Below are 281 nucleotides of genomic sequence, written 5' to 3' on the forward strand. Positions count from 1 at the left end.
CTGCCGCCGCCGCTCCTGCTCGCCGGACGCGATCCGCTCCTGCTTGCGCAGCAGATAGTCGCGCCGGATCCGCTCGGTCATCGCGATCGACAGCCGCACCGAGCGGGCGAGGCGGGACTGCATCAGCGGAAAGTCCGGCATCTCCGCGCCGCGCAGGATCTGCTCGTGCTCCCGCACGGTGGCCCGCATGGTGCGGATCTCGAGATCCACGATGTCGCGCAGCCGATCGAGCGCCCACTCCGTCCAGTGCAGGTCGGGGTCGCTCGGCTTGATCGGACCAG

General features: G+C 70.5%; 1 protein-coding gene. It reads right to left on the reverse strand.

Annotated elements, in window-relative coordinates; genetic code table 11:
• Nucleotides 1–281 (reverse strand): hypothetical protein (locus P409_RS39940; protein WP_034850039.1); only part of this gene is annotated, 281 nt, incomplete at both ends.

The organism is Inquilinus limosus MP06, assembly GCF_000767795.1.
GTDB classification, from domain to species: domain Bacteria; phylum Pseudomonadota; class Alphaproteobacteria; order DSM-16000; family Inquilinaceae; genus Inquilinus; species Inquilinus limosus_E.